This is a genomic window from Clostridia bacterium (assembly GCA_017410375.1).
Taxonomy (GTDB): Bacteria; Bacillota; Clostridia; order RGIG6154; family RGIG6154; genus RGIG6154.
In genome coordinates, this window is the sequence record JAFQQW010000065.1 from 19,821 (window position 1) to 44,080 (window position 24,260).

Consider the following 24,260-nt stretch of genomic DNA (forward strand, 5'->3'; position numbering starts at 1 on the left):
GTCAGCCCTCCACATAAAAAGCTTTCAAATCATTTAATTTATGGGGCAAGCGTTCTTTTTCAATCACAATTTCTACCTGCTTTGCCATAATGGACGGAAACTTACAGATTCTCTTGTGTCCAACCGTGTTGCCCTGATACATCTGTATGGGCTTTCTGCTCCAGGGCGAAGAGGTCGCAAACACAGAAAAGGCTTCAATTTTGTCCCCTTCGGACAAATCCTCCATCAGTACCACATGATTGACTAAAGTTGGCTCGTCAAAGACCAGGGTGTATGTATTTTCTTCCCTTGTACAGGTCGCTTTTAAGGGCGAAGAAAAATCTTTTTTGATTTTATCTGCAAACTCCATCAGGCGATTTACATCCGCCTTTGGCAGTAAGCCGTCCCGGTCGGGTGCAATGTTTAACAGCAGGTTCGCGCCGTACCCTACCGAGCAGTAGTACATACCCATCAGCTGGTCTAAGCTTTTGATTTGATCTTCGTTGCAGTCGCTGTAAAACCAGATATTCCGCATCATGCAGTCGCATTCACCGGGCAGAAAAAGGGTTTCAATGGAATCCGCTTTGTCGGTGCGTACCGAAAACTCCAACTCGCTTACAATGTTGCAATTGGGAAGCGGTACATAGCCCGCTTCATTGCCTACCCAACGGGTGTCGGGGTCCCACATGTTAAAAATTAAGATGTTCGGTTGCATGGTGCGGATGGCGTTTACAATACGCACCGTATCATATTCATGCCCCTCCGAGCCACAGCCGTCAAACCACAAATAGTCAATTTTGCCGTAGTTTTGCAAAAGCTCCGAAATCTGATTGATAAAATAATCGTCATAATCTTTATTGTCCGAGCCTTCATAGCCTGCCTGGGCAGGGGAGTAGTAAAGTCCCACCTTTAAGTCATGCTTACGGCAAGCGTCCACAAATTCACGAACTACGTCACCTTTGCCGTCTTTCCAGGGGGAATTTTTAACTGAATATTCGGTATATTCCGACGGCCAGTTGGCAAACCCGTCATGATGCTTGCACACCAAAATGGCATACTGCATGCCTGCCTTTTTGGCAGTGGTAACCCATTGCTCGCAGTCTAAATTTTTAGGGTTGAATCCGCTTGCAGGCATTTCCTTGCCATCCCAGTCCTTATGTCCTTCATAAAAGGTGCGGATGCCGAAATGGATAAAAAGTCCCATTTCCCAGTTTAAAAAGTCCAGTTGTTCTTTCTTTATCGGTCGCATAGTTTTTCAAAACCTCCTTTTGCTTTATTATAACGCAAAAATACAGTTTTTTACATGGTTAAAGTTTACGGTTTGTCGTTAAAAGTTGACTTTTTTCAGAGACACGCATAAATCATGTTCCGCAGTCTCGGGAAATAAAAATCCTCTCTGGGATTTAAGGTGTGCTGGGCAAAGAACACGCCAAGCCCTGCTTTCGGGTCGCAAATCACCGCAGAGCCTGCCGCACCGCACCAACCGAATTCACCGATATTGCTTAAACTTCCATGGGACTTGTCCGCCATCACGCGTACACCAAAGCCGTAGTCATAGCCCTTATACTGCTTCCAGTTCCAGCCCGGGAGCGTGTCGTGTTTTACTCTTGTGGTGCGAAGCAAATCAATGCCTGCTTCCGATAAAATGCGAGCGCCGTTTTTCGCTGTACCATAGTTCCCAAGCGCCCCTGCAAATTTTGCATAATCCGAAACGGTTGTGATAATGCCTGCACCGCCGCTGTCATACACAGGCGAAAATTCGTAATTGTTCACCGACGGTTGCAGAATATGTTTTCCCTCTTGCATACCGCCTGTTTTTTGTGCCTCTACCAAATCCTCAGGTCCGTTTTCCACCTGAAAACGGTAAATGGGTGCTAAATTTTTCAGCATCGCATCGGTCGGATGGTATGCGGTATCAAACATTTCGAGCGGTTCAAAAATGTTTTGTCGCATATAATCTTTAAATTTCATGCCCGAAACCACCTCTACCAGACACGCTAAAGCATCATGGCTCAAGCTGTACTGGAAATTGGTGCCCGGCTCAAAGGATAAGGGCTGTTCAGCCAGAGTGCGGATAACAGTACGGGTATCCATGGACAACCCTTTTTGTTTTACCGCCTCTTTCAAGCTAGCTGAATCGTAGCTGAAGCCCGATGTCATGTCAAAAAGATGTCCCACCAGAATCGGATTTTTGGCAGGCACCAAATCCCCCTCAGGGGTTTTAAGCATCATGCTTTTGAATTCGGGCATATAGTCGGAAAGGAGGTCAGTGGGCAATATTTTTCCCTGCTCAATCAGTTGCATGCCCGCAACGGCGGTTGCCACCTTAGAGCAGGAATAAATAAAGAAATGCTCGTTGCCTGACATTCTTAAATTGTTTTCCACATCCTTAAGCCCCGAAGCATATTTAAACACCCGCTCGCCGTGGAGATAAATCTCCACAGCGTTTCCCGGGTTATAAAAGGTTGTCCAGTCATCCATTAACTGTTTTAAGGGTTCAAAATTCATGTTCTCACCTCACGCAATGTCTTTCGGGGAGTCGTTATCTAAAATCAAAGGCAAAACTTCAAAGCTGTAGGCAATTTCTTCATCGCCCAGAAGTCTGAATTTTTCAGAAACTAACGGACCGCAGGAGCCTGAGCCTGTGCCGGTTACCTTATAGTCAATTCTAAGGTATGTTTCATCCTCTTTTTCCAAATCCCAGGTGTGTTTTGCATCCATCATGTTCTCGGTGCTGTAATGAGAAACCGCAAATTCAAAGGTCTCTCCGCGCTTTGCCCGAACCAGGATACCTCTGCCTAACTCGTCCACAACCGAAACCCATTTTGTCTTGGTGTGGTTGCCGTGATCCTGGGGTTTAATATAGGGTACATACTGTTCATCAACAGTGGTTTTGTAATGTCCGACCGTGGTGTGATGACACATGTCATTCAAGTTTTCGTCAGGTCCCATACCGTAGTATTCCACCTTTTCAGAGCCTGCAGCTAAGCAGAAATCCATACCGAATCGGGGCAGGAAATATTCGTAGTCCGCTTTGCCCTTTACCGAAACGGAAATCACACCGTCACCCGTTACGGTATAGGTTACGGTATAGTTCACAAACGGCTTTCTTGCAGGACATGCAACGCCCTGCTTTGCGGTAATCACAATAGCGCCTTTCTCTTCTTTCCATTCGGTTTCAAAGTTGTGCGCCGTATTGTAACGGAATACGCTGTGCTTGCTCTGTCCTAAATACCACTTGTTCCACATGGGTCTGAAGTTATCCATTTCAGCGGCATTAACCGAAAATTTCGTGCGGTCGGCAAGAATGTCTGCACCGCCTACCGACAACACATCAAACGCACCGTAAATCTTGTTGAACAGATAGGTGAAGTTGTTTCCGCGGAGCTGTAAAAATTCATTGTCCTCAAATTCTGCAACCACTTTACCCGGAAGTGCCATCGCCTTTTTCACCTCAGGGACATCCAAAGCAAAGTGGGTAAAGCCTGTTTCGTACCCTGCCTTTTCCCAAAGGGAATCGGTCGTGGTTAAGGTGCGGAAGGTAATGTGACAGCCGTGCTTTACACTTTCAGGCAAAACAGAAAGGTCAATCACAATTTTCTTGGAGGTATGGGGTTGCATAGAATAGCGGGGAAGCTCTTTCTTTAAAAGGATGTCACCATCCGCTTCAATTTCGTATACAATTTGATAGTTGTTTGCATTGGTAAAATCAAAACGGTTGCAGATGCGGAACTCACCCTTGTTTGCATCAATTTCTTCCACATATACGTTCTGATAAATTGCCTTTGCTTCTAAAGCACCCGAAGAGAAGGTGCGGTCAGGACGCACCAAGCCGTCATTACAGAAGTTGTCCGCGTTAATGATTTCACCGCAGTCACCGCCGTAGCCGTATGCCTTGTTGCCGTCCTCATCCTCTAATACAACGGTGTGGTCGCACCATTCCCAGATACAACCGCCGATGCAACGGGGGTACTTGTAAAATACATCCCAGTACTGCTTGAGATCGCCGGGACCTACACCCATTGCGTGGGAGTATTCGCAAAGGAAGAAGGGTCTTTTTTCTTTTAAAAGATTCTTGCCCTCTTCAATACACTGATTAACATCGCTGTACATATAGCTGATAATATCGAATTCAGGTGCATGCTCCTTTTGAATTTCGCCACTCTGCAAACGGTGACGGTTGGAGTTTTCGTAGTGGGTAAGTCTTGTGGAATCCTTGCCTTTAAAATAATGGTACATGGCAATGTGATTGTCCCCGTAGTCCGATTCGTTGCCCATGGACCAGAACAGTACAGAGGTTGCGTTCTTATCCCGTTCAAACAGCTTTTCTGCTCTGTCCAGATACGCGTTTTTCCATTCAGGATTATGGGAAACGTGCTTGGGATTATACGCATGGTATCCGCTGTACAGATAAATAAAGCCATGACACTCCAAATCCGTCTCATCCATAACATAAAAGCCGTATTCGGAGCACAAATCCACAAATTCGGGGGTGTTGGGGTAGTGGGAGGTACGAATGCAGTTGATGTTTAACCGCTTCATCTGCTCTAAATCGTGACGGATGTGCGATATGGGCGTCACATGTCCTAAGGTCGGGTGAGAATCGTGACGGTTTACACCCTTTAATTTTACGGCAACACCGTTCACTAAAAGGGCACAATTGTCTGCAATCTCCACCGTGCGGAAACCGATTTTTTTGGCAATATACTGGTCATCCACTTTTAAAACCAGGGTATACAGATACGGATGCTCTGCATTCCAGCTCGTTACGTTTTCCAAAGTGCAGGAATAAGTCGCTTTTTTGGTTTTGTCCGAAAGAATAAGCTTGTTTTCTGCATCATACAGAGAAATTTCAACCTCAGGCTTGCCCGAAAACGAAAAATCAATGTCTAAAACACCGTCTTTGTAGGTATTGGTCAGCCCTGCACGCACAAAGAAATCGTCAATGCGCACCTTACTGCGGGCAGTTAAATATACATCTCTGAAAATACCCGATAAGCGATAAAAATCCTGGTCCTCTAAGTATGTGCCGTCGCTCCACTTTAAAACCACCGCACGGATGTTGTTTTTGCCCGGCTTTAACGCAGAGGTAATGTTAAAGGTGGTAGGGGAATGAGGCACCTTATCGTAGCCTAATTCCTTGCCGTTTACAAAAAGGTAAAAGAACGAGTCTACCCCCTCAAAGGTTACAAAAACGTCCTTATTTTCAAAGCTTTCGGGCAAATAAAAATCTCTGGAGTACACCCCTGCCGGATTGTCATTTGGTACAAACGGCTCGGTCACAGGGATAGGATATTCCACATTCGCGTACTGGGGAATGTCAAACCCGTACATCTGCCAGTTGGACGGCACGGGAAGTACGTCCCAGTCGTCGGTATCAAGGGTCCCGATGTTTTCGGGCACATCATAAAATCTGTCATAGTAGGCAAAATCCCAGTTGCCGTTTAAAAGCAGGTAATAGGGGGAAAACCGCTTGTTGTTTTTGCCCGCATTTTCCAAATCGGCAAAGGGGATGAAATAACTCTTTGTTTTTTCGGTACCCTGGTGCAGTACCGAAGGATTCTGAAAATCTTTAACGTTCATAACGCACCGCCTTATATTTTTTTCTTTATTATATCAAATATAGGACAGAAAGTAAATAATAAATTATTGCTTGAAATTGCGTATTTTATAGAAAATATTGCTTTTTTTAAAGATTTGTGGTAAAATAATAAGTTATAAAAGAGACGGAGGCGAAGACTTTGGCAAAATTTGAAAAAGACCTGGTGCAGGGCAGTGTCATCAAACAGCTGATTCTGTTTTCCATGCCCATTTTATTGTCCAATCTGATACAGACACTTTACAGTGTGGCAGATATGATTATTGTAGGACAGTTCCGCGGTGCAGCGGCAATGTCGGGGGTCAATATCGGCTCACAGATTACCTTTTTAATCACCAACATGGTGTTTGGTCTGTCGGTTGGTGCGACCGTTTTAATTGGGCAGTACAAGGGCGCGGACAACCGCGAGGGCATCAAAAAAACCATCGGCACACTTTTTTCGTCGCTGGCTTTTCTGGCGGTTGTTTTAACGGTTTTGATGCTGGTTGTGCAAAAACCGCTTTTGAAGCTGATCCAAACGCCTCCCGAATCCTTTGCAGAAGCAAGCAAATATTTCTTTGTCACCACCTTAGGTAACATTTTCATTTTTGCTTATAATGCCTTAAGTGCCGTAATGCGTGGTTTGGGCGACAGTAAAAATCCGCTGCTGTTTGTGGGCGTTGCCTGTGTGACCAATGTTGTGTTGGACATTTTACTGGTGCCCACCTTTCAAAGCGGTGCAACGGCTGCAGCGGTTGCAACCGTTATCTCCCAGGCGGTCAGTGTGATTTTGTGCATACTGTATTTAAAACGCAACAACTTTATCTTTTCGTTTAACAGAGAATCCTTTAAGGTGGATAAACCAAGCTTAAAGCTTATTTTAAAGCTTGGCATCCCCTCATCCATTCAGAACGTGGCAACGGGCGCATCCTTTCTGTTTTTAACCACTTTAGTCAACTCCCTTGGCTACGAAGCTTCTGCGGCAGTGGGTGCTGTAGGTAAATTAAACGGCTTTGCCATTTTGCCTGCCGCAGCAATGTCCAGCGCAGTTTCTGCCATGGTTGCCCAGAATCTGGGTGCAGGCAGGCTTGACAGAGCAAAGCGTACCACCTTTTGCGGTATCGGCATTGCCGTTTTCATCAGCGTAGTCATTTTTGCATTTGTAACGGTATTTCCCGAGCTTTGTATGCGTGCCTTTACCGACGAGCAAGCGGTTATCCAAAAGGGTGTCGATTACATGGCGGCATTTAAATATGACTATTTGATTGTCCCCTTTGTGTTCTGCTTTAACGGTCTGTTCATCGGCTCGGGACATCCCACCGTATCTTTAATTAACGGTATGATTTCGTCTATTTTGTTCCGTATTCCTGCATCCTATCTCTTTGGTATTGCCATGGCTATGGGCTTGTTTGGCGTAGGTCTCGGGGCACCGGTGGCATCAGGCGCGGCATTGTTGTTCGGTCTTATTTTCTTCCTCACCGGTAAATGGAAAAAAGCAATAATCAAAGCGGAGGTATAAACAATGAAACTATCCGAAATTTTAGGAAAAGGCAAACCCACCCTTTCCTTTGAAGTATTCCCACCCAAAACGGCAGACAACTACAGCTCTGTGGAAACAGCCGTAGAGGAAATCGCGGCATTAAAACCGCACTTTATGAGTGTAACCTATGGTGCAGGCGGTGGTACCAGCGCATTTACCACCTCCATTGCAGCAAATATACAGAAAAAGCATGATGTAACTGCTCTTGCGCACTTAACCTGTGTATCCTCCACCAAGGAAAAGGTGAGAGAGCAGGTGGAGCTGTTTAAAGCAGAGGGCATCGAAAACATCTTAGCGCTCCGCGGTGACATTCCCAAAGACGGGAAAGTCGCGCAGGATTATAAATACGCGGCAGAGTTGATATATGATGTGAAAAGCCGTGGAGATTTCTGCATTGGCGGTGCCTGCTACCCGGAAGGGCATGTGGAAAGCAAGCATACCGCAGATGATATCAAATATTTAAAAGAAAAGGTGGACGCAGGGCTAAGCTTTATGACCACCCAGATGTTTTTTGACAATCACATTCTATATACATTTTTGTATAAAATCCGCGAAGCAGGCATTAAAATTCCTGTGGTTGCAGGTATTATGCCGGTAACCCGCGCCAACCAGTTAGAACGAATTGTGGGCATGTCGGGCACATACCTGCCCCAGCGCTTCAAAGCCATTGTGGATAAGTTCGGTGACGACCCCAACGCTATGCTTCAGGCAGGTATTGCCTATACCACCGAGCAAATCATAGACCTTCTGGCAAACGGTGTAAACCACATCCATATTTATACCATGAACAAGCCCGAGGTTGCAGCCCAGATTCAAAAAAGCTTATCGGAGATTATCAAATGATTTTTGTAATAGATTCTGTGCCGGTGGACAAAAGGGAAGTGGCCCGCTACTTAGGCTACGGCAAAACAAACCCCGATACCGCAACCGACGGACTGATAGATAAAATGATCAAAACCCTTTCCCCTTCTGCAAAGGTTTGGAGCATGGAAAGTCCCGTGACCGTTTCAGGGGCTTCCGTTTCTCTTGACGGCTTGTGCTTTGAAAGTCAAAGCCTTGCGCAAAATTTAAAGGGTTGCGAAAAGGCTGTAGTGTTCGGTGCAACCTTAGGCATTGCTTTTGACCGCCTTTTGCAGCGCACCGAAATTTTATCCCCTGCTGAAGCTGCTGTTTTGCAGGCAGTGGGAACGGCTGCCATTGAATCGGCTTGCGATATATTTTGCGAACGCTTAGGCAAAACCCGTCCGCGGTTCAGTCCCGGCTACGGGGATTTACCCCTTACAGCACAAAAAGACCTTTTTAAGGTGCTGGATTTACCCAGACGTTTAGGGGTTACCTTAACCGAAAGTCTGCTTATGGTGCCCACCAAATCGGTGACCGCCATTGTGGGAATGGGAGAAACCAAATGTGAATCGGGCTGTGCAACCTGCACCCACCCCTGCGTATTCAGAAAAGAGGAATAAAAATGATTTTTAAAGACCAATATATGTTTTTTGACGGTGGAACGGGTACCGTGTTGCAGTCCATGGGCTTAAAGCCGGGCGAGCAACCCGAAGCCTGGAATTTATCCGCCCCCGAAAAAATTATCGCCCTGCATAAAGCCTATATCGAAGCAGGCGCAAATCTCATCAAAACCAACACTTTCGGTGCATCACCCTTAAAATTCGGCGAAAATTTTGCGGAAGTGGTAAAGGCAGGCGTACAAAACGCAAAGGAAGCGGTTAAAGGGACGGACACCTTGGTTGCTTTGGACATAGGTCCCACCGGAAAGCTGTTAAAGCCCTACGGCGATTTAGAGTTCGAGGACGCAGTTGCTTGCTTTGCAGAGGTTGTAAAGGCAGGAAAAAATGCCGACCTCATTTTAATCGAAACCATGAACGACAGCTTAGAAACCAAAGCAGCGGTGCTTGCGGCAAAGGAGAATTCTGATTTACCCATATTTGTCACCTGCGTGTATGACGAAACGGGCAAGCTCATGACGGGCGCAACACCTGAAGCCATGGTTGCCATGTTAGAGGGCTTGGGCGTTTCTGCCATCGGTGTAAACTGCAGCTTAGGTCCTGTGGAAATGCAGGGCGTTGTGCAAAAATTAGTTGAAAACGCCTCTGTTCCCGTTATTGTAAACCCCAACGCAGGTCTACCAAAGCTTCAAAACGGTGAAACGGTGTTTGATATCACCCCAATAGGGTTTGCAGATGCCATGGAAACCATAGCAAACATGGGCGCATGCATTTTAGGCGGTTGTTGCGGTACAACCCCCGACCATATCCGTGCTATGACAGAACGCGTGAAGAAAATGCCCTTCAAAGCCCCCGTACCCAAACAAAAAACGGTGGTGTCCTCCTATACCCATGCGGTAGAAATCGGGCAAAAACCCATTTTGATTGGTGAACGCATCAACCCCACCGGTAAACCACGCTTAAAAGAAGCTCTCCGAGAGCATAAAATGGATTATATCTTAAACGAGGGCTTACAGCAACAGGAAAAAAAGGTCCACATTTTAGACGTCAATGTGGGACTTCCCGAAATAGACGAGCCGTCCATGATGGAAGAGACGGTTAAAGCTCTGCAGGCGGTGTCCGACCTGCCTCTGCAGATTGATACCTCCGATTTTGATGCCTTAGAGAAAGGTATGCGTTGCTATAACGGCAAACCCATGGTGAACTCGGTAAACGGCAAGCAGGAGAGCATGGATAAAGTGTTCCCGCTGGTGAAAAAATACGGCGGTGTGGTGGTTGCCCTGACCTTAGACGAAACGGGCATCCCGAAAACGGTCGAGGGCAGACTTGCCATCGCAGATAAAATCTACGCAGAAGCGTCTAAATACGGCATTTCCCCAAAAGACATTGTGGTGGATGCCCTTGCCATGACCATAAGCTCGGATACCGCTTCGGCACTTACCACCTTAGAAACTGTAAGGAGGCTTTCTGCCCTGGGCAGAAAAACAAGCCTTGGCGTTTCCAATATTTCGTTCGGCTTACCCAACCGTGAAGCCATTAACAGCACCTTTTTCGGGCTTGCCATGGAAAACGGCTTGTCGGCTGCCATTATGAATCCCCATTCCGAGGGCATGATGCAGGCATACTACAGCTTTTGTGCATTGCATAACCTAGATGCAAACTGCACCGACTATATTACCTATAACGCAGACAAAACTGCACCCCAGGCGACCGCCAAAGACACGTCGGAAACCTTGAAAAGTGCCATCATCAAAGGTTTAAAAGACAGTGCAGGTGCGCTTTGCAAAAGCCTCTTAGCTGAAGAAATGTCTGCCATGGATATCATCAAAGAGCATATCATTCCGGCTTTGGATGTGGCAGGCAAAGGCTTTGAACAAAAAACGGTCTTTCTGCCCCAGCTTTTAATGAGTGCCGAAGCGGCAAAGGAAGCCTTTGAGGTGGTAAAATCTACCATGACCAAGACCGCTTCCGACAAAGGCAAAGTGATTGTGGCAACGGTAGAGGGCGATATCCATGATATCGGTAAAAATATTGTAAAAGTTCTTTTGGAAAACTACGGCTTTGACGTGTTGGACTTAGGTAAAGATGTAAAAGCCGAAACGGTGCTTGAAGAAACCAAAAAACACAACGTAAAATTAGTGGGCTTAAGTGCGCTGATGACCACCACCGTCCCGGCTATGGAAAAGACCATTAAGCTTCTCCGTGAGCAGGCTCCCGATGTTAAAGTGGTAGTCGGCGGTGCGGTGCTTACTCAGGAATACGCCGATGCCATGGGTGCCGACAAATACGCAAAGGATGCCATGGAAACGGTACGCTATGCCGAAGAACTGTTTTCTGCAGTGTAAAAACAACATTTACGGAGTTTTAAAAAACATGCAACAAAAATCAAATGCCATATACTATGTGTATATGTTTCTGGTAGTGGGAATCTGGAGTGTATCGCCCCTTGTCACCAAAACCTTTTATGATTATTATTCCGCAACGGCATACACCCTTTTGTGTGCGCTCATTTCTGCGGTAAGCTTTACTTTATTGTCTGTCAAAAAATTGAAAATGTTAGACAAACAGTATTTTAAAGTGGCAATCGTAACAGGTGCCTGCTACTCTCTGGCAACCATTTCCCAAAAAATCGGTCTGCAATACACAACCCCTGCTATGTACGCATTTCTGGAAAATACCTCCTGCATCATCGTACCGCTCTTAATGCTTTTTATGTTCAAACAAAAGCCCTGCAAGCCGGTTGCGTTTGCAAGTGTCATCTGCCTTTTGGGTTGCTTTGTGTTAAGCGGTGCAAATTTCTCGGGCGGGCTTGGAATGGGTGAAATTCTTTGTGCCCTGGCAGGCTTTTTATACGCAGGTAATATCGTGGGTACAGGCGTATACGCCAAAAAAATGGATGCCGTTTTGTACCTGATGATTCAGCAATGGGTTAACGTTGTGCTGTCTGCGCTTTTTATGGTTTGCCTGCACTATATTCGTCCTGAGGGCGTGGCACTGGAATACATACACTTTTCCTTTGACTTTAAAATTTTATTGCTTGCAGTGCTGACCAACTTAATCGTAAGCTGTGTATGCTGGATTTTGCGCACCATAACGGTTACAAAACTGGATGTCACAGTGGTCACCATCACCATGTCCACTCCTGCGGTTTTGACCACAATCCTTTCGGTTTGCTTAGGCTTGGATACCGTAAGCTGGTCGCTGATTTTGGGCGCGACCTTAATTTTCAGCGCCGTCCTGCTCTCGGGTCTTGGCGAAACACTATCCACAAAGAAAAATTAAAAATGTCGCTTAACTGTAAGGGCGAAATAAAAGCCTTCCTCTGACGAGGAAGGTGGCACGCGTAAGCGTGACGGAAGGAGAGAAATATCGAACGGAGCAGAACCCTCGCTGGATTCCGCTCCGTTACTTTCTTTTTGCAAGTTTGCGTTTTAATTCTTGCAAAATCATTGACACATACCGTAAAATATGATAAAATACCTTTATTGTGAATGATGGAAAGGAATGAACATAAAATGGGTCTTACATTAACTGAAAAAATCCTTAAAAACCATGTAGTGGACGGGGAATTCAAAAAAGGCAACGAAATCGGTATCCGTATCGACCAGACCTTAACCCAGGACGCTACAGGCACCATGGCATACTTAGAATTTGAAGCCATCGGAATTCCGCGTGTCAAAACCGAAAAATCGGTTGCATATATTGACCATAACACCCTGCAGTCCGGCTTTGAAAATGCAGACGACCACCGTTTTATCGGCTCGGTTTGCAAAAAGCACGGCATTTACTTTTCACGTCCCGGTAACGGCATCTGCCATCAGGTGCATTTAGAGCGCTTCGGCATCCCGGGCAAAACCTTAATCGGCTCGGACAGCCATACCCCCACAGGTGGCGGTATCGGTATGATTGCCATCGGTGCAGGCGGTTTGGACGTTGCGGTTGCTATGGGTGGCGGTGCATATTACATCACCTATCCCAAAATCGTAAAAGTAAATTTAACTGGAAAATTATCTCCCTGGTGTGCCGCAAAGGACGTTATTTTAGAAGTGTTAAAACGCCTTTCTGTTAAAGGTGGCGTAGGTAAGGTTATCGAATATTGCGGTGAGGGTGTAAAAACCTTGTCTGTTCCCGAGCGTGCAACCATCACCAACATGGGCGCAGAGCTTGGTGCAACCACCTCCATCTTCCCCTCGGACGATGTAACAAAGGCATTCTTAAAAGCCCAGAAGAGAGAGCAGGATTTTGTTCCTCTTTGCGCAGACGAGGATGCAGAATATGACGAATTTGTAGAAATCAACCTTTCCGAAATCGAGCCTGCGGCAGCTTGCCCCCATTCTCCCGATGCGGTAAAACCCCTTTCCGAAATCGGCGAAATGAAAATTGACCAGGTTTGTATCGGCTCTTGTACCAACAGCTCGCTGCTTGATATGTTAAAGGTTGCCCACATCTTAAAGGGCAAAACGGTACACCCCGATGTGTCTTTGTCCATTGCCCCCGGCTCTAAGCAGGTATTAAATATGCTTGCAGAAAACGGTGCCCTTGCCATTATGATTGCGGCAGGTGCAAGAATATTAGAAAGTGCCTGCGGTCCCTGCATCGGTATGGGTCAGGCACCAAACTCCAAAGGTATTTCCCTTAGAACCTTCAACCGTAACTTTGAGGGCCGTTCGGGTACAAAAGACGGTCAGATTTATCTGGTTTCCCCCGAGGTTGCGGCAGTATCTGCCATCACCGGCGTTTTAACCGATCCCCGTACCTTAGGGGATATGCCCGCATTTGAATTGCCCGAAGAATTTTTAATTAACGATAACATGGTAGAACCGCCCGTAGCGGAAGCGGATATGGATTCTGTGGAAGTGCTCCGCGGTCCCAACATCAAGCCGTTCCCCAAAACCGAACCGCTTTCTGATGTAATCGCTTGCGATTGCTCCTTAAAGGTTGGGGACAACATCACCACCGACCATATCATGCCCGCAGGCGCAAAGATTTTGCCCCTCCGTTCCAACATTCCTGCCATTTCCAAGCATTGCTTCACTGTTTGCGACGAAGCATTCCCCGAAAGAGCAGAAAATTTGGGCAAGAGCATTATTGTAGGCGGTGCCAACTACGGTCAGGGCTCATCCCGTGAACACGCGGCACTTGCGCCTCTGCATCTTGGCGTAAAGGCGGTACTCACAAAATCCTTTGCAAGAATCCACAGAGCAAACCTGGTAAACGCAGGCATTTTGCCTTTGGAATTTGCTTGTGAAGCGGATTATGAAAAAATCGCCCAGGGCGACAGCATTGAAATGAAAGATTTGATTGAAACCGTGAAAAACGGCAAAGATTTTATCTTAACCAATAAAACCAACGGTGCGGAAATTGTGTTGAAATGCGACCTTTCCGACCGTCAGAAGGATATTATTTTGGCAGGCGGTTTGCTGGCTTATACAAAAATGAAAGGATAATCGGACATGGCTAAAATTCAGATGAAAACCCCCTTAGTCGAAATGGACGGGGACGAAATGACCAGAATTATCTGGCAAATGATTAAAGATATTTTGATTTACCCTTATGTGGACTTAAAATCCGAGTATTATGATTTAGGGCTGGTGCACAGAAACGAAACAGATGACAAGGTTACTTTCGAGTCTGCCGAAGCCACCAAAAAATACGGTGTTGCGGTTAAATGTGCCACCATCACTCCCAACGCGGCAAGAATGCCCGAATACAATTTAAAGGAAATGTGGAAGTCACCCAACGGCACAATCCGTGCGATTTTAGACGGTACCGTATTCCGTACCCCCATTATCGTAAAGGGTATTACCCCCTATATTCCCACCTGGACAAAGCCCATTACCATTGCCCGTCATGCCTATGGTGATGTGTATAAAAATACCGAAATGCAGGTGCCCGAAGGCGCAAAATGTGAACTCGTCTGCACCGATAAAAACGGCAATGAAACCAGAAGCTTAATTCATCAGTTTGGCGATTCTGCAGGCATCATTCAGGGTATGCACAATGTGGACAGCTCTATTGAGAGCTTTGCAAGAAGCTGTTTTAACTTTGCTCTCGATACCAAGCAGGATATCTGGTTTGCAAGCAAGGACACCATCTCCAAAAAATACGACCACCGCTTTAAAGATATTTTCCAGGAAGTGTTTGACAACGAATACAAGGAAAAATTCGAAAAAGCAGGCATTGAATACTTCTATACATTGATTGATGATGCGGTTGCACGCGTAATCCGCTCCGAGGGCGGTTATATCTGGGCTTGCAAGAACTATGACGGCGACGTCATGAGCGATATGGTGGCAACGGCCTACGGCTCTCTTGCTATGATGACCTCCGTGCTGGTTTCGCCCGACGGTGTGTATGAATATGAAGCGGCACACGGTACCGTTCAGCGTCATTATTACAAGCACTTGAAAGGCGAAAAAACCTCCACAAACTCGGTGGCAACCCTGTTTGCATGGACAGGTGCTTTAAGAAAACGCGGTGAAATGGACGAATTGCCCGACCTCATCAGATTCGCAGATGCTTTGGAAAAAGCAACCATCCAGACCATTGAAGAGGGCGTGATGACCGGCGACCTCTACCTCTTGTCCAACTTGCCCAACAAGCAAAAAGTAGACACCGAAGAATTTTTACTCGAAGTAAACAAACGCTTACAAGCATTGTTGGCATAATCAAAAAGCTCCCTCGGTGAGGGAGCTTTTTCAATTATATCATTTCTTTGCTTTGTAGTTGCTGGGCGAGCATCCGTATGCCTTACGAAATGCCTTGCCGAATGCTGAAACGGAAGAGTATCCGCATTTATCTGTAATTTCCGAAACAGTATTTCCGCTTTCCAACATATAAAGAGCAACAGACATCTTGTGCATCTGGCTGAATTTCATAGGCGATGTGCCCATAGCCTTAGAAAAAAGGCGTATAAAATAGCTTTCGTTTATAGAAAGTTTTTCAGCAATTTCTTTGGATGAAATATTGGGATTTTCTTCCAATAACTTTAATGCCGTTACAATAAACTTGTCCGAAATGTAGGGTAATTTTATATGCCGTTCTATATAAGAGAGTATCGACTTTAAAAATTTTAACGCAACGATGCGATCTGATTCATCCCGTCGGTGCAGTTTAATGCTGTTTATAAATGTAAAGAATTCTGCAAGCCCAAAGCTGTTTCCGGGAATTTCGGTAAAACTGTCAAACTGCAGAGCAGGGGCGCAGTAATAATCGAAAAAATTGTGGTCAAAATTTTCAGCCGATACACGGTGGAAGTCTTTGGCTTGCGGCAAAATATACACATTGCCCAGAGTGAGCTTAAATTCTTTCTGTGCATATTTCACCGTACAACTACCCCCATTTACATAATACAGACGGTTTAATTTTTTTGCAACATCATTTTTGCCCCACGGACCATTGGAAACAGCCCGTCCAAAGTCGTGCAGTGTAATTTTGTTATATTCCATAAAAATCTCTCCTTAATGTCAATAGTGGACTACTATTCGTCGATTTCGGAAATTCCCAAACGACAATAAACATGCTATAATTATTATAAAGTATGGATTTTATAAAGTCAATACTAAAATACAGGGAAGGATGAACAAAATGAAAAAAGGGTTTAAATTTTTGTCTGTTATGCTTGCACTTTCGTTGGTTTTGTCGTTGGTAGCCTGCAGCGGACAGAAAACAACAAGCAAAACGGACGACACGCTGACTATTTTCGGTAACGTGGGGAGTACGGAGGGGATGTCCGTGATTGATGAGAAGATTATTAACGGATTCAAAGAAAAAACAGGAATTACGGTTGAAATACAGACCGGCTCATCTTCGGGCTATCTGGAACAGCTGCAGCTTCTGATTGCATCGGGCGAGTATCCGGATGTTGCGTTGTTCCCCACGACCACCGTGCAGGCATATATTGATGTGTGCGAAGGCGGAAAGGTTGCAGCCCTTGACGAATATCTGACAGAGGAAAATTGTCCCAATCTGATGGCGTATACCTATCCGTCAGCCTGGGAAGGTGTAAAACCGCTTGATGACGGCAAAATTTATGCAGTTCCAAGAACATCGCTTACCCGTAACGAAGGAATAATTGTTCGCGCTGACTGGATGAAAAATATCGGCATGGGCAATATTTTAGAGCGTGATTTTCATGATGTTTCGGCAGATGAATTTAAAGAAATTTTAAAAAGAATGACCGAGGATGACCCGGATAACAACGGTAAAGATGATACTATAGGTACATCCTGCTGGACGGATGATGTAACCAAGCAGTTCGGACCTCTCGAATTTTCGCGCGGTTTTTACGGCGACTACGGCTGGTATGCTTACGAAGGCGAAGAATATGATTATATGTTTCCGCAGTACTCATTAAAGAGTGATATCTTTAAAAATCAGCTGCAGTACACACAGGATTTGTATACCGCCGGCTATTTTGATGTAGACGGACCGTCCATGACCAAATCTGCTGTCGGCGATGAGTTTATCAAGCAACGCTATGGGGTGAGACCTGCATTTGTAGGTGATTTGGCAAGTGAAGAAGAAAAGATTGTAGATGCAAACAATGGCATTCGTCACCCGGAAGGCTCTTATGTTGACTATATCTTTGCCAAGGATGAAAACGGTGTTGTTGCAGGTAACGGCTACTATAAACCTATGTGGGGACAATGGTGCGTGTTTACCGTTTGCGAAAACCCGAATAACTTTATCCAATTCTGCGACTATATGCTGTCAGATGAAGTATGGGATATGATTGCAAACGGTGTTGAAGGCATTACCTATGAAATGATTGGCGGTATCAAAACACCTATCGTGGTTGAGCCGGGTGAGCAGGGCAGAGGCGCTTCCTTCCCTTCCGGCATTATAAGAAAAGCAGGAGACCCTGAATTTTTTGCTTTGCGAGGCGTTAAACCGGACAAGACTGCTTATATGGAAGAACCTACTCTTCATAGTTTTTATATCGGTCAGGTTACGCAGATTGACGGATTGGATAACGGCTTTGTGCCCGAAGCATCCTCCAAAACTCAATTTATCAATGCGCAGGATGATTTGGCGCAGGTAATTACCAAAATCTGCGCAGGTAAAATGCGTGTTTCTGAATACGATAAAGCATTAGATGCATGGTATAAAGCAGGCGGTAAAGACTATGTGGAACAGATGAATGCTTACATTTCCAAAAACCAAAGCTCTGATTCTGCGACGAAGATTGAAAAGCCCGTGCAGCCGGATCAATGGACAGCGGAATATAATGCCTTACTTGAAAAATACGAGCAATAAATGAGGTGACATGTATATGAAAAGATTGACAGCATTACTGACAGCCTTGTGTGTGCTTTTATCCTGCATTACCGTTTTTGGAGCAAGCAAGGCAAGTCAGCAAGTCTACAGCACCGAAACCGCAGAAAACGACATTGTTTTTCATCATAAAGATGCCGAAAAAACAGGCACCTGGACAGAGTCCTGGGCGATGAAAAATTATGATGGAAAAGCACACGAATGGTCCAACGAAAGCGGTGCAACCATTACCTTTGCCATCAAGGATGTGAAGGCAGGCAACTATGAAGCGTACTATTGGGTTTGTCCGCATATGTACAATATAGAAAAAATGGAGTTTACCGTTTCCCATAACGGCAAAGAGTCTAAAACCTTTGTGCATCAGAGACTGGATGACGGAGAAAAGGTAACGGCAGGCTGGGTATCTGTGGGCGTGTTCGATTTTACGGGCAAAGGTGATGAAAAATTCTTCCACGAAAATCCGGGCGGTAACACAAGAGCAACCGCTATAAAGCTTATACCCACCCAAAAAGAGGTTTCTTTACCTGATACCAAGCAGGAAGAAGCACAAAAACCTGTTGAGGATGTGCCTGTAATTGGCGAAAAGCGTCCCCATTCCGATTCGCAGCTTAAAAATATCACCGTAGCACCTGCAGGTAAATGCACCTGGATGGGAGACTGGACATACAGCTCTGCTGTATTGGGACCTATGGTAAATTACGGACAGAGTATGTGGATTGCAGGTGTCGGAGAAGAGGCAACCGTTACCTATAACCCCGAAATTTCTGCAGTTGGCGATGTAAATGTGTTTGTATATCTCTTGTATTGGGCTTCAAATCAGAACAATCAGGTAAAATATGAGGTGCATCACAACGGCAAAGTGGACGAAGTGGTTTTAGATCCCACCACTTTAACCGAAAGCTCGTGGGTATACCTTGGTACCTATGATTTCAAAGGTACACCCGAATCTGAATTTGTAAAATTGGTTTGCGTGGAAAACGAAAATGCAAAAGCAAACACCAGAGCTTCTACCGTAATGTTTGAAATTGTAAATTCTGCCAACGGCGGTATCTGGCAAACACGCTATGTAACACCTTACCGGAGTCTGGAATCCATCATGGAAAGTGCAAATCTTGCCACCTTAGATAAATTTGACGATATGAAAGACCACTGGGCACATTATGATGTGGAATATATGGCAAACGAAGGTCTTGTTTCGGGTGTTTCGGACACCGAATTTGACCCCGAAGCTAAAATTTCCAGAGCAGAATATGTGACTATTTTAGACAGAGCACTTGGCTATAAGCTTGTATCGGGCGAAAGTTATCCCGATGTTCCCGAAACCGAATGGTATGCAACCTATGTGGCAACTGCGAAAGAAAACGGCTTGCTTAACGGCTTGCCCACCGATGACGGGTTTAAACCCGAACAACCCATTACCCGTCAGGAAATGGCACTTTTTACCTATAATGCGATTAAACAAATCGGCAGAAACGACGAATGGCTTTCAGATATGCCCGATGATTACGCAAAATTTACCGATACGGATTCGGTATCCGAATGGGCAGAGGAAGCCCTGAAATATCTGATTAAAACAGGTATTATTAAAGGCACCTCCGAAACCACCGTTTCGGCTTTGGAAAATGCAACAAGAGCACAAGGCGCGGTTATTTTAAAACGTTTTATGCAAATGTTCGTGTGGGCAGGACCACCGACCGATAAAGAATGGGTTTTGACTTTTAATGATGAATTCAATGGCACAGAGCCGGACTGGAGTGTATGGCAGTCCGATGCCTCTGCACCGGGACATATTTTGTCCTCCCGTTGGCCTGAAAATGTAGAAGTACACGACGGAGCAATGCATCTTGTGGTGCGTCGCGAAGAACGAGAAGGAAAATTCTGGACATCGGGCAGTGTTTGGGTGCGTACCAATGTATTCCATCAAAAATACGGCTATTGGGAAGCACGTTATAAATACACTGCATCACCCGGTATCAACAACGCGTTCTGGACCATTTATCCCGTTTCGGGCACAGGGTTGTTTGAGTTGGATATCAATGAGGGACACTATCCCAACAAAGTAAACACCAACTATCACACCACCGTTACAGGAGAACGCAAGCAGCATTCGCAAGGCTACACATCTCCCTATGATTTGTCGGCAGACTATCATACCTATGCATTGGAATGGACACCCGAAAAGCTTATCTTTTATTTCGACGGCAAAAAACTCCGCGAGCAGGAAAATTATAATGCAAACGCATTGCAGTCGCCGTATCTTTCTACCGCAGTCTTAAACTGGGCAGGCGCTATTACCGATGCGGCAGACGGCACGGCACAAATTATAGATTATGTTCGTATCTGGCAGTATCCCGAATATGCGACAGACACAACCATGACAAAAATCGGCAAACCCGTTGTGGGTGCAGAGCCGAGCGCCTCGGGAACCGCCCCCGCCACCGTTGCAGGGGTAACGGTAAAAGAAATCAAGGTTAAAGACCAGCCGACAGATAACCAAACCTATGATGGCGAAATAATCATAACACCTGAACTTACAGGCACTTGGAACGAATCTTGGGCAATTAAAAACTGTGATGGAAAATCACATAAATGGACAAACGAAGCAGGTGCCAAATCGGTTTATCCGTTGGCAGATGTTTTAAAAGGCAAATACAAAGTTTATATGTGGCGTACGCCGCATTTAAACAATATCAAGCAAATGGATATGCTCATAAACCAAAACGGTGAAGATAAGTATTTAGGCTCTATGGCACTTATTCTCGGCGCGGACGAAAAAGCGGATGCAGGCTGGGTTTTGCTTGGCGAATGTGAGCTTACGGGCGACAAAAATGCGTCTGTGAACTACACTTGCAACGGCACAAACTGTCGTGCAACCGCGATTAAACTTGTTCCGGTTCATTAATATTTGAAATAAACAAAGCCAAATCCGTTAAGGATTTGGCTTTGTTGCTTAGGTTTTATTGCGATACTTAAGGGGTGAACAATTCATGTGCTTTTTAAACAATGCCGAAAAATGGTTGGCATTGGTAAAACCGCATCTTTCGGCAATTTCTCCAACCGAAAGGCGGGTAGAACCCAAAAGTCCTGCCGCCTGATGCAGCCGAAAGTCTGTGATATAGCTGTGCAACGGCATGCCGGTGGTTTCTTTGACTACCGCACTTAGGTAGTTGGGGTGGTAATTTAAAGCTTCCGCGATGCTTTTGTTGTTAATCTGTTCCTTAAAATGGGCGCGGATATAGCTTAAAACGTGCATAAATGCCGTCTCGTCGGGGGACGTGTTTTTGTGTAAGCGCAGGAGCTTGCATAAAATCAGTTGCAGGTACCCGGAGCACAGCTGTTCACTTAAGGGCACGCGTGCTTCTTTTTCCAAAAGCAGTGCATCCAAGTCGGGCTTTACGGTTGTGGCATCCCTTACGGCAAACGGCTTTAAAAAGGCAGCTTCTTCCGTTTTCAAGTGGGTAGGAAGCAGGCTTTTTTCATCGAAAAGCATGGGAGAAACGGGTGTAATAGGGCGGTTGAATTGCAAAAATTCCTGCGTAAAATCAAAGTTTACGGTGTAAAAGTTAAGAGGTGACCGGGGGTCGGAAAAAATGCGGTAGATGCATCCCGGCGGATAATACAGCAAAGTGCCGGCAGTAAGAGGGATTTCGGCGTCGCTTGTGTCAAAGCTTCCCTTGCCCGACAAAATATACAGCAAACGGCAGTCGGGCGTTTGCACCGTGTCATAAATAAAATAATTGCTTTTTGTGGCATACCGCACATAGGGCTGTATAAATTCCAAGAAAAATCCCTCCATAAAAATCTTTATTTCAGAAAGAAATTTGTTTAATTTATATCTTGATTATACCACAAAAAATGATATAATCAAGTAAAAAAATAAAAAGGAAGAAGAAAGTTATGCGTAACGTCATTCCTATGTTTGCCTTAACGGGCAAGCCTACAAAAGAGCAAATTGAAACCGAAATTGCAGAATTCAAAAAGGTCGGCATCGGTGCAGTGATGATTTATCCCCGCTCGGGTTGCTTAGTGCCTTATATGTCGGAAGAGTGGTTCGAGCTGATTGAAAACGCCATCACGGTTTGCGAGGCGGCAGACATAAAAATCTGGCTGTATGACGAATTCAACTGGCCGTCGGGCGGTTGCGGCGGTAAGGTTATGGCAGAAAGTGCTGAAAATTGGGCGAAAAAAATCATTTTGACAGATGACGGTTTGCAGATTGTAGCAGACAAACGGTTTCCCGATTTGCTTTCCGAACACGCGGTAAATACTTTTATACAGCTTACCCATGACAAATATTACGAACGGTTTGCAGACAAGTTCGGCAAGGTGATTGTGGGTATGTTCACCGATGAACCGTGTTTTTGCTATCAGGTGGAACGAACCGAAGAAATTGTGTATTATACGGGATTGGAGGCAGACTATAACGCCAAAACAGGCAGAGACTTTTTTGAAGATGTGACTGCCTATTACCAGAAACATCCCTTTGAAGGATTTATGCATACACTATTTGACCTTTTTGCGCATCGTATGAAAGAAAATTATATCGGTAAAATTGCAGATTGGTGCAAGGTACATAATATTTTGCTTACGGGACATCTTTTGGCGGATACTACCGTTATGCAGGGAACCTGGGATTCGGGCGATACTCTTTCGGTGCTGGAGCGTATTGATGTACCGGGCATTGATGATATCAGTACCAAAATGGGAAGGGATGTGTTTTGTGCTTTTGCGCATATTGACGCGGTAAAACGAAAAACAGGTAAGCAAACTATGATTGAGTTGTTTGCTTTGGGTCCGTGCGATATGTCATATAATAAAAAGCGGAGAAGCTTATATATAGCTGCGGCGTATGGAATTGATACCTATTTTATTGCGGTGGCACAGCTGTCTATGACAGGCAACTACCACAAATTACGAAACTATTTTAATCCCGAATCCGCCATGGCGCCCGACTATGAAAAAACGGCGTTGTTCTGTAAAGAGGCGGAATATGCGGCAGAGCTGGCAAACAAAGAAAGCACACCCGACGTATACATCCGTTACCCCAGAGAAAATATGCTGGCATACCTGGATTATGGACGAAAAGATGCACAAAAAGCAGAAGAAAATACGCTTGAAACTTTGCGTGCAATTGTAAATGCGCAGCGTACCTTTGCTTTTACGGAAGCAGATGCGGAAAATGCGTTGGATATCCGCAAAGATGGCGTGTATTACAATAATGAAAAAATAGATTTGCAGGAATTTTTGTCAGCTATGCCCAAAGCCGATGTGTATGTAACCGAAAAAGGGAATCTTGCAGAGAATGTGTTTGTAAAAGTATATAAAGACGGCACATTTATCATTTGTGATTTAGAAGAACGCACCACAAACAGAAAGGTGGAAATTCACGCCTTCGGAAAAGTGTTTGAAAAAGTCATGTATCCCATGCAGACGGTGTTGTCCAAAGAGCTTTATGAAGCGGAAACGGTCGAAACGACTCCTGAATTTGTTATGGAATTCGACAAGGGCGTATACCGTCCTCTGCTTTGGGAACCGCAGACATTTACCGTAAAAGAGCCTGTAAAAACAAGGCTTGCGGTGCGGAAATATCCCGCACAGTTGCCCCTTTTGCTGGACGGTCAAGAAATAAAGGCGGAGCTGTCCTGCGATTTAATCGGACACGGGGCAGATGCGCTTTATGCCATGACCGAAGAAATTACCCTTTGTAAAGGTACGCACACCTTAGAGTGCCCTGCCGAAAAGGAAGAGCGGTTTTATCTGCCCATTTGCGTGCTTTTGGGCGATTTTGAGAGTGACGGAGACGTGCTCAATGCCAAAAATCCGCATAAAAACAAGGCATATTTTTATGGGAACGCCAAAACCCAAGCAACGCTTTTGGTGCCTGAAAGCGCAACCAAAATAGGCTTTGAAACCGACACCCTTTACACAAAGGTGTATGCGGACGGCATTTTTTTAGGTGCGTCGGCGGAGGACTTTGCGGTGGTTTGTCTGCCTGAAGCCTTACGCGGAAAAGAAGTGGAATTTATCTTCGAGCAGAAGACCACCATGGCACCGCTGTTTGGCAGTATCAACACAAGCTATTGCGACAAAATGAACGAAACGCCTGAATGGAATTTAGGCTGTGGCGTAACCGCGACCCCAAGAGGCATCGGCAAAATTGAATTTATAAAATAATACAAAAGCCTGCAAAAAAGCAGGCTTCAGACTGTCGAAAAAGTCGTTCTACCGCATCGTCACAACAAGACCTTTTTATTCGCCGTACTTCTTGTACGGCTCTTTTTTCGGCCTGTTGTTCCTTTTTCGTGAAAAGTTTTCTTGGAAATACTTTTCACGAGCGCTCACTACGTTCGCATTTTTGTCATTCTGAGCGAAGCGAAGAATCTCCGGTTTGAACAGATGTTGAATGGAGCGGAATCCATCGAGGATT

General features: G+C 45.3%; 15 protein-coding genes. 10 read left to right on the forward strand and 5 right to left on the reverse strand.

The annotated features are described in order from the left end of the window. Window position 1: 1 nt before the first annotated feature. From IJE10_10515 to IJE10_10525, 3 genes are all read right to left on the reverse strand, one after another. Window positions 2-1,228, reverse strand: coding sequence for an alpha-L-fucosidase (locus tag IJE10_10515; protein ID MBQ2968536.1), 1,227 nt, complete (start codon window positions 1,226-1,228; stop codon window positions 2-4). A gap of 95 nt (window positions 1,229-1,323) precedes the next feature. Next, window positions 1,324-2,487, reverse strand: coding sequence for a beta-lactamase family protein (locus IJE10_10520; protein ID MBQ2968537.1), 1,164 nt, complete (start codon window positions 2,485-2,487; stop codon window positions 1,324-1,326). A 9-nt stretch (window positions 2,488-2,496) separates the two neighbouring features. After that, the gene (locus tag IJE10_10525; protein MBQ2968538.1) at window positions 2,497-5,562 is read right to left on the reverse strand and encodes a DUF4981 domain-containing protein; all 3,066 of its coding nucleotides are present in this window, start codon (window positions 5,560-5,562) and stop codon (window positions 2,497-2,499) included. A gap of 158 nt (window positions 5,563-5,720) precedes the next feature. Here IJE10_10525 and IJE10_10530 point away from each other — a divergent pair, with 158 nt between their 5' ends. The 7 genes from IJE10_10530 to IJE10_10560 all read left to right on the forward strand — a co-directional run bounded on the left by IJE10_10530 (window position 5,721) and on the right by IJE10_10560 (window position 15,225). Next, window positions 5,721-7,076 (forward strand): MATE family efflux transporter, encoded by a 1,356-nt coding sequence (locus IJE10_10530; protein MBQ2968539.1) that lies wholly within the window; start codon window positions 5,721-5,723, stop codon window positions 7,074-7,076. Between the two features lie 3 nt (window positions 7,077-7,079). After that, window positions 7,080-7,940, forward strand: coding sequence for a methylenetetrahydrofolate reductase [NAD(P)H] (gene metF / locus IJE10_10535; protein ID MBQ2968540.1), 861 nt, complete (start codon window positions 7,080-7,082; stop codon window positions 7,938-7,940). Beyond that, window positions 7,937-8,560: a Vitamin B12 dependent methionine synthase activation subunit gene (locus IJE10_10540; GenBank protein MBQ2968541.1), complete on the forward strand. Its 624-nt coding sequence runs from the start codon at window positions 7,937-7,939 to the stop codon at window positions 8,558-8,560. The genes metF and IJE10_10540 overlap by 4 nt, the downstream gene beginning before the upstream one ends. A 2-nt stretch (window positions 8,561-8,562) precedes the next feature. Next, entirely contained in the window at window positions 8,563-10,902 is a 2,340-nt protein-coding gene (locus IJE10_10545) for a homocysteine S-methyltransferase family protein (protein ID MBQ2968542.1), read from the forward strand. A 28-nt stretch (window positions 10,903-10,930) separates the two neighbouring features. Then, complete coding sequence (locus IJE10_10550) at window positions 10,931-11,839, forward strand: DMT family transporter (GenBank protein MBQ2968543.1); 909 nt, start codon at window positions 10,931-10,933, stop codon at window positions 11,837-11,839. A gap of 233 nt (window positions 11,840-12,072) precedes the next feature. Continuing rightward, entirely contained in the window at window positions 12,073-14,004 is a 1,932-nt protein-coding gene (locus tag IJE10_10555; GenBank protein ID MBQ2968544.1) for an aconitate hydratase, read from the forward strand. A gap of 6 nt (window positions 14,005-14,010) precedes the next feature. Beyond that, window positions 14,011-15,225: an NADP-dependent isocitrate dehydrogenase gene (locus IJE10_10560; protein MBQ2968545.1), complete on the forward strand. Its 1,215-nt coding sequence runs from the start codon at window positions 14,011-14,013 to the stop codon at window positions 15,223-15,225. A 39-nt stretch (window positions 15,226-15,264) separates the two neighbouring features. Here the strand turns inward: IJE10_10560 and IJE10_10565 are convergent, their stop codons facing one another. After that, window positions 15,265-16,005 carry a helix-turn-helix transcriptional regulator gene (locus IJE10_10565; protein MBQ2968546.1) on the reverse strand — a complete coding sequence of 247 codons (741 nt, stop codon included), beginning with the start codon at window positions 16,003-16,005 and terminating at the stop codon, window positions 15,265-15,267. Between the two features lie 139 nt (window positions 16,006-16,144). On the opposite strand from IJE10_10565, the gene IJE10_10570 reads away from it, so the two are divergent. Together IJE10_10570 and IJE10_10575 are read left to right on the forward strand one after the other, a co-directional pair. Next, the gene (locus IJE10_10570; GenBank protein ID MBQ2968547.1) at window positions 16,145-17,815 is read left to right on the forward strand and encodes an extracellular solute-binding protein; all 1,671 of its coding nucleotides are present in this window, start codon (window positions 16,145-16,147) and stop codon (window positions 17,813-17,815) included. A gap of 16 nt (window positions 17,816-17,831) precedes the next feature. Continuing rightward, window positions 17,832-20,735 (forward strand): S-layer homology domain-containing protein, encoded by a 2,904-nt coding sequence (locus IJE10_10575; protein MBQ2968548.1) that lies wholly within the window; start codon window positions 17,832-17,834, stop codon window positions 20,733-20,735. A 48-nt stretch (window positions 20,736-20,783) separates the two neighbouring features. On the opposite strand, the gene IJE10_10580 is transcribed toward IJE10_10575, so the two are convergent. Continuing rightward, entirely contained in the window at window positions 20,784-21,614 is an 831-nt protein-coding gene (locus IJE10_10580; GenBank protein MBQ2968549.1) for a helix-turn-helix domain-containing protein, read from the reverse strand. A gap of 116 nt (window positions 21,615-21,730) precedes the next feature. Between IJE10_10580 and IJE10_10585 the strand changes: the two genes are divergently transcribed. Then, complete coding sequence (locus tag IJE10_10585) at window positions 21,731-24,007, forward strand: hypothetical protein (GenBank protein MBQ2968550.1); 2,277 nt, start codon at window positions 21,731-21,733, stop codon at window positions 24,005-24,007. The last annotated feature ends 253 nt before the right edge of the window (window positions 24,008-24,260 follow it).